The organism is Synechococcus sp. R6-5 (genome assembly GCF_047461775.1).
Classification (GTDB): Bacteria; Cyanobacteriota; Cyanobacteriia; order Thermostichales; family Thermostichaceae; genus Thermostichus.
Map to the genome: position 1 here is coordinate 1 of NZ_JANSHV010000159.1, position 6,830 is coordinate 6,830.

7 protein-coding genes are annotated in these 6,830 nt (G+C 58.8%); 2 read left to right on the top strand and 5 right to left on the bottom strand.

The window, feature by feature from the left end; genetic code table 11:
* Positions 1–29: 29 nt before the first annotated feature.
* The 4 genes from NW818_RS09135 to NW818_RS09150 form a co-directional block, all read right to left on the bottom strand.
* Positions 30–611: a hypothetical protein gene (locus tag NW818_RS09135; RefSeq protein ID WP_414424369.1), complete on the bottom strand. Its 582-nt coding sequence runs from the start codon at positions 609–611 to the stop codon at positions 30–32.
* 29 nt (positions 612–640) lie between these two features.
* Complete coding sequence (locus NW818_RS09140) at positions 641–835, bottom strand: hypothetical protein (protein WP_414380932.1); 195 nt, start codon at positions 833–835, stop codon at positions 641–643.
* Between the two features lie 158 nt (positions 836–993).
* Positions 994–1,428, bottom strand: a complete 435-nt coding sequence (locus NW818_RS09145; protein WP_414424370.1) for a vWA domain-containing protein — start codon at positions 1,426–1,428, stop codon at positions 994–996.
* A 14-nt stretch (positions 1,429–1,442) separates the two neighbouring features.
* Complete coding sequence (locus tag NW818_RS09150) at positions 1,443–2,051, bottom strand: hypothetical protein (RefSeq protein WP_414424371.1); 609 nt, start codon at positions 2,049–2,051, stop codon at positions 1,443–1,445.
* A 442-nt stretch (positions 2,052–2,493) separates the two neighbouring features.
* Between NW818_RS09150 and NW818_RS09155 the strand changes: the two genes are divergently transcribed.
* On the top strand, positions 2,494–3,204 hold the full coding sequence (locus NW818_RS09155) for a hypothetical protein (protein ID WP_414330718.1): 711 nt from the start codon (positions 2,494–2,496) through the stop codon (positions 3,202–3,204).
* A gap of 39 nt (positions 3,205–3,243) precedes the next feature.
* Here NW818_RS09155 and tyrS read toward each other — a convergent pair whose 3' ends face one another.
* The gene (gene tyrS / locus NW818_RS09160; RefSeq protein WP_414424373.1) at positions 3,244–4,440 is read right to left on the bottom strand and encodes a tyrosine--tRNA ligase; all 1,197 of its coding nucleotides are present in this window, start codon (positions 4,438–4,440) and stop codon (positions 3,244–3,246) included.
* A 247-nt stretch (positions 4,441–4,687) separates the two neighbouring features.
* Here tyrS and NW818_RS09165 point away from each other — a divergent pair, with 247 nt between their 5' ends.
* Positions 4,688–6,670 carry a transglycosylase domain-containing protein gene (locus NW818_RS09165; RefSeq protein WP_414424372.1) on the top strand — a complete coding sequence of 661 codons (1,983 nt, stop codon included), beginning with the start codon at positions 4,688–4,690 and terminating at the stop codon, positions 6,668–6,670.
* Positions 6,671–6,830: the final 160 nt, after the last annotated feature.

The following is a 6,830-nucleotide window of genomic DNA, read 5'->3' on the forward strand; positions in this document are numbered from 1 at the left end:
GGTTTTGGGGGTTAGAGGCATGCTCCTACCTAGTTGGTTGGCGTCGGTGTTGGCGTCGGCGTCGGTGTCGGTGTTGGCGTCGGTGTTAGTGTCGGGGTAGAGGCAGGAGTGGGTCGAGGTGTCGGAAAGTCCGTCGGTGCAGGAGGTAGGGGCACCGGAATGCGGAGGCGGCAGGGCTGATCCGATTGATCGCCTTCTGGGGCATAGCAAACGCGAATGAGATCTTCCACAAAGCGAAGCTGATTAAAACTAAGTTGATCCGCTTGTCGAATGATGTCAGTGATGATCTCCTCCAAGTTTCGCGCTGTTCTGGAAAGAGGTACGCTGACAAACAAAATGTTTTCCAGATCCCTAATTTCTGGAGGCGCTAAGTTGAAGAAAGACACTCTATCCCGCTCCCGCAGCAAGATGCGATAAAGGGCTTCGCTCCAAGGGGAAACATCCACGGCTGCGCTGAAAATAAATCCCCGCAGGGGTATAGACTGGCCGGACTGACGCCCTTGGCCCAGCAGAGTGGACTGAACCGATACCAATTTCCCCGGCGGCTGAGTAATCGATCCGGAAAAGGGGATGGTGAACCGCAAGTTGCCCTCCAAGGCAGTGGTTGACAAGGCAGGCAACAAAATGTCCCCTCTTGAGCTTAGGTTGAACAACTCAACCTTATTGCCTCTTGAAAAGAGCGGCCCTCCCGAACAAAGGGCGGCTGTTGAGCCTGAAGGGCAAAGCTGAGCAAAGGGATCCACCACCAATCCCAAAATGGCAGAGGTAGAGCCAGAGCCAGAGCCGGGATCCCTTGGCGGCGACCCCACGGTCGAGGGGCTGCTGGAGGTACCACCACCGCAACCTTTCAGGAAAACCGTTAGGGAACCTGTAAGCACTGCCGCCAGGACAAGCGCAGCCGGTTGCCAAAATCTTCTGGGTATACCGAGTCGTCGAAACATTTGCTTATCGCCTCGCTCTCGATTAGGGATGTTGTCAGCCTGCGGAATGACTCTAGCGGGATCCCACTGTGAGAACAGCGTCGCTGAATGGCGCCACAAAACGGCTGCCTTCTCTCTCAACTCTCAGCTCGCCACTGAGAAGATAAGAACCAGCAGATAGCGGAACATTGCTTTGCACCCTCATTTGCAGGCGGTGCTCCCCAATAGCAGTAGGGAATAAGTTGGCAAAGGGAGCTTCCAGCCCTTCAGAAAACCGTGCCAGCACAAAAGTCCCCTCAGTAGCTGCAGCCAGACGCTGTAACTCCAGAAGATTCAAATCGACCCCCAACCCAACCACATACACGGTGAGTTTCTGTCCTCGCTCTCTGGCCAGGGCTGTCAGCTCCTGGGTAGTTTGGTTGATGGAGCGGGTGCTTTCGTTGTCAATCCCATCGGTGAATACCACCAAGCGGCGGTTGAAACGCTCGGTGGGCCGAAAGTCGCTCAAGAAACGCCCGGCTTCTACCGTGGCATCGTAAAGGGCGGTGTTCCCTCCGGAACAGCGCGCAAAACGCCTCGTCTCAGCAGCTCTTTGTCGCCGGTGAAGTCCTGCAACAGCTGAGCCGTGCGCAGAGGCTGCCCCAGGGCTGTAAGGCCAAAACCTGCCCCCCGGTTGTCAAAGCGCAGAATGGCGCCCAGATCCAGGGGTGCAGGGCGAAATTGATCCAGGAGCCGAAAAACAGCCAGGAAGCGCCGAGATTGGGGATCCAAAACCAACAGGCTGCCTGAGCCATCCATCAGCACAGCCATGAGCAAAGGCCGCTGAGGCAGATCCGGCGGGGGATTTTCGATCCGGGTGGGTGTCAGGGTCAAGGTTACCGGCTGCGGGATCCCTAGCAAATCGGTTACCCGGTTTACCTGCAGGCTGACCTGACTGGCAGAGAGCTGGGTTATTGGTTGGGGCGGATCCCCGCCTTGCAGGAGGGCGATGTTGAACTCCATTTCCCCTTGTGTGCCAGAAAAGGAGCGGGTCAGAGCCCCATTGAATGTCAGGCGAGCTTGGGATCCCACAGCAGACGGCTCAATGCCTGTACCGCCGGAAGAGCCACAGCCGACAAGGCAGCTTCCCACGAGCACCAGGAGAAGCAGCCAACCAGCTTTTTGGCTTTTTACTTGACCGGGCTGTATTTTTACAGTCATTGCAGCTGCCAGTGCAAGCATAGTGGGGTGGCATGAAAGTACGGAGTTGCAATACCACAATTCCGAAAGCTACTGTAGCGCTTGGTGTAGGCGTAGAGATTTTTACTGCAGTTAGAGGATCTCGAGTTCATCTTTTTTCACAATGCGAGCACAGCGGGTCTCAGCTTTGAGCCTAGTAGGGCGGCTAAAGCCTGTCTGCTCCGAGAATTGCTTCGAGATAAAGACCCCTTTGTTTTGCCACTTGTGGCAAGCGTTCTCGCTGACCAATTGTCAAATAAGCCGGCGCTCTCCTCCGTGGCCTATAGTTCATAGCAGCTCATCAGTGCAGGTGTAAGCTCTAAAAGGATCCCCTGGGTGAGGAGGAGAACTGAACATGGCGGCAAAGCAACTCAAGTTCTATTGGAGCCCCCAACACCAGCTCTTTAGCTGCGATGGCGCCAAGTTGGAGGGGCACGGCTACATCCAAACCAACCCCTCCCATGACCTGGTTCACCTGCTCATTGCCGCCAACGGCAACATGCCCTGGCAGCCGGTGGAAAGCCGCGAGCAAACCTGCTTTGCCGAGTACAACGCGGTAATGCTGGAGCACCTGTTGGTCAACTGCTTCAACGCAGCGGTGCTGGGATCCCTGCCTGCCCAGCAGATCATCCCAGAGGCGCGGAAGTTCTTGCGGTGGTTTGTTTCAGAACATTACGCCCCTTTTCCGGTGTCTGAAGAAGAGGCTTTTCGTCGCTTTGCTGCGCACCTGGATATTGAGCGCATTGTGCGTTTGTTCCCCTATTTTTACAGTCTGCGGGCTTGGGAATGCTTCAGCCTCGATTACCGCGCCGAGACCTACGACCTGGAGTTCACCTCCGAGGATGATCCCGTTCGAGAGGCCCCGGAATGGGCGGCGGATCCCAACATTTTGGAGACTCAGGAGCTGGTGCGGCAAAAGCTCTCTGAGGCAGTAGCCGAGGCGGGCTCGATCCGGCCCAAACCGGAGCCCGTTTTCCCGCCAACTTCGTCAGCTTCTCCTCTGTCCGATCCCCCAGCCAAGACCAGGCAGAAAAAAACCGGACTCGGCTTCAAGCCTGCCCGTTGATGGATCCCCTCACCCCTTTCCCACAGGGAGAGGGGAAGACTAATCTGCGACTTTCACTAGCCGACGAAAGGCCTTTTTGCCCACCTGCAAAATCCGCCCGGCCAGCTCCGAGGCATGGGCAAACTCCAGGTCGGGATCCTCCACCTTTTGCCCATCCAGCCGCACGGCGCCCCCTTGAATCTGCCGACGGGCCTCGGCGGCACTCTTGCACAGGCCACACTCACGCAGGATGTAGCTGAGTTTAACAGGGTAAGACAACCCATCGATGGCAAAGGTGGGGATGGATCCCGTTTCGGCAAGAATACCGTCTAGCACCAGGGCTTGGGCGGTGCGCTGGGCCTCTTCTGCCGCTGCAGGGGAGTGAAACTGGGCCACTAGGGTCTTGGCTAGGAGGATCTGCCGCTGGCGGGGATCCTGCGGCAGCTCGGCAAGGGGCACCGAGGTCAGCAGCTCAAAATAGCGCTCCACCAGGTGATCCGGCACCTTCTCCAGCTTGGAGTACATGGTGAGGGGATCCTCAGTCAGGCCCACGTAGTTGTTTTTGGACTTGGACATTTTCTGGTACCCGTCCAACCCCTCCAAAAGCGGCACCGTCACGCAGAACTGCGGCGCTTGGCCCTTCCAAATTTGCAGATCCCGACCGGTGAGCAGGTTAAAGCGCTGGTCGGTTCCCCCCAGTTCTACGTCGGCTGCGAGGGCCACCGAGTCGTAGCCCTGCAGGAGGGGATAGAGAAATTCGTGCAGATAAATTGGCGTTCCAGCGCGGTAGCGCTGGGCAAAGTCTTCTTTGGCCAGCATCTGCCCCACCGTCATCTGGGCCTGGAGTTCGATCAGCTCACTGAGAGTCAGGCGGGCCAGCCACTCGCTGTTGCGGCGCACCTCCAGCCGGCCAGGGGTCTCAAAATCCAAGATCTTGCCGGCCTGCTCCAAGTAGGTGCGGGCGTTTTCCTCCACTTCTGCCGGGGTGAGGCGGGGACGGGCCTGCGATTGGCCAGTGGGATCCCCGACCAGCGCCGTGAAGTCCCCGATGAGCAAAATAGCCACATGGCCCGCATCCTGGAACTGGCGCAACTTGCGCAACACCACCGAATGCCCCAGGTGCAGATCCGGCCGGGTGGGATCGATGCCCAGCTTCACCCGCAAGGGACGATTTGTTGTGGCCAGGCGCTCCGCCAGGGCAGCAGGCCCTCCCGGAAAGATCTCGGCCACCCCCCGCTCAACAATTTGGGCTATCAACGGATCCCGGTACGCTGGCGAAACTGAGGCTGACGATATACTCAAAGCCTGATCCTCCGGCTGAACCCATGAGCAATTTTAAGCCCACGCAAAAGATGCTCGATTCTCAACTCAAGATCTTCTCCCCCTAGCCCGGTTGGAGTTGTCGATGGGCAGGGTTGGCCATCCTGCTGCCCCAATAGACGCCGCCCTATAATGGGTCTGACTTGTTGTTGCTTTGCAACACGGACGTGACAGGGTTTTTGACGTGACCTACGGTCGCAGACCATTGGCCCGCCGGGCGAGAAAGCCGGGGTTGGAGCGTGTCTCCAATTCCCCTTTTTCCGGATCGGGGTTTGACGAGCATGCCGACTATACCCCACCCACCCGCCCCTCCCGGATTGCCCAGGTTGCCGGTGTGGTGGGCAATCTGTTGCTGGGATCCCTGCTCTTGGGATCCACGGCAACGGCTGCCGGATTGGTGGGGTTGGCCATTAGCTTTCGCAACTTGCCGGATGTGCATCAACTGCGGGATTACGTGCCCATTGCCACCACCCACATTGTCGATATTCGGGGCGAGCCCATTGCCAGCCTACACGGGGAGGCCAACCGGGAAGTGATCTCCCTTGAACAGGTCTCGCCGGAGATGAAAAAGGCCTTGCTGGCCATTGAAGACAGCCACTTTTACACCCATCCAGGCATTAATCCGGTCAGCTTGGGCCGGGCGATCCTAGGCAGTGTGGAGGGGGGTATAGGCTCGGCGGGGGGGGGATCCACCTTGACGATGCAGTTGGTCAAGAACCTGTTTTTGAGGCCGGAGCGTACCCTCAGCCGTAAAGTCGCCGAGATCGTGTTGGCGGTGCGCCTAGAACAGGTCTTCAGCAAAGACGAGATCCTGGAGATGTACCTCAACCAGGTGTACTGGGGGCACAATCTCTACGGCATCCAGGCGGCGGCCCGCAGCTACTTCAACAAGGATGCGGCTGAACTGAACTTGGCTGAAGCGGCGATGTTGGCCGGGATCCTGCCGGCCCCGGAAACCCTCAGCCCCTTTCGCAACCTGGAGGGAGCCAAACGGCGGCAACACCTGGTGCTGGATCGTCTGGTGGAGCTGAAGTGGATTACCCCCGAGGAAGCCCAGGCGGCGCGGGAGCAAAAGCTGACCTTAGGCCGCATTACCTCCTTTCAAAGTAACGCCCCAGCAGTTACCGACGCCATTGAGGCGGAGCTGCGGCGCCGCTATGGGGAACAAGCTCTAATGCAAGGAGGTCTGCGGGTTCAGTCCACCATCGATCTGCGTCTGCAGCGCCTTGCCCAGCGCATTGTCAATGAAGATGGCCCCCGCATTGGGGCAGCTCGTCGTGCCGATCAAATGGCTTTGGCGGCAGTGGATCCCCGTACCGGCTATGTGAAAGCCATTGTGGGCGGGATCAACGCTCAGCGGGGCCAATTTAACCGCGCCACCCAGGCGTTTCGCCAAACGGGATCCACCTTTAAGCCCTATGTGTACTACGCGGCTCTGGCCAGCGGGCGCTATTCACCCGGCAGCATCTTGGAAGATACCCCCGTCACCTATCCCGGCTCGCCACCCTACAGCCCGAAAAACTACGACAACACCTTTTATGGCCCCCTCACCTTTGCTCGGGCTTTGGAGCTCTCCCGCAACGTGCCCACGGTCAAGTTGGCCGATGATGTCGGGATCCGCAACGTCATCGCAGCGGCTCAGGCCACGGGTATTACTGCCGAGATGTTTCCCAACTTGGCTACAGCTCTGGGCTCGGCCAGCGTCAGCCCCCTGGAGATGGCGGCCAGCTATGCGGTGTTTGCCAACGGCGGATATCGGGTGGAGCCGACCCTCTTGGCCCAGGTGGTGGATCGCAACGGCCAAATCCTCTTCGAGGCCAGGCCTCAGCCGCAGCGGGTTTTGGATCCCTGGGCGGTGGCTACGCTCAACCAAATCCTCAAAGGGGTAGTGACCCAAGGCACCGGGAGGGCGGCTCGTCTGGACGATGGGCGACCCGTAGCCGGCAAAACCGGCACCACCTCCGATTTCCGCGATGCTTGGTTCATCGGCTACGTGCCGCAACTGTCCACCGCCATTTGGATCGGCAACGACAACAACTCTCCCATGCTGCCGGGTACGGCAGGAGGCGCTTTTGTGGCCCCCACTTGGAAGCGCTTTATGACCGAGGCTCTGCAAGGGATCCCACCTCAGGACTTCCCCAGCCCGCATCAGTTCCGTCGTCCCTAGGGGGGATCCATGACCTACAGCGAAGAGCGGCTGGCGCGTATCGAGCGCACGGTGGAGGCCAATGCCCAGGCCATCGCCCAACTGACCCGACAGAACCAAGAGGTGCTGCAAACCATTGCCGGCACCGAGGAGCGCATTGCCAGAGCCGAGGAACGCATTG

What these genes read in the sequence shown, in the direction of transcription:
- NW818_RS09155 (WP_414330718.1), top strand. Translation starts at nt 2,494, where the DNA reads ATGGCGGCAAAGCAACTCAAGTTCTATTGGAGCCCCCAACACCAGCTC.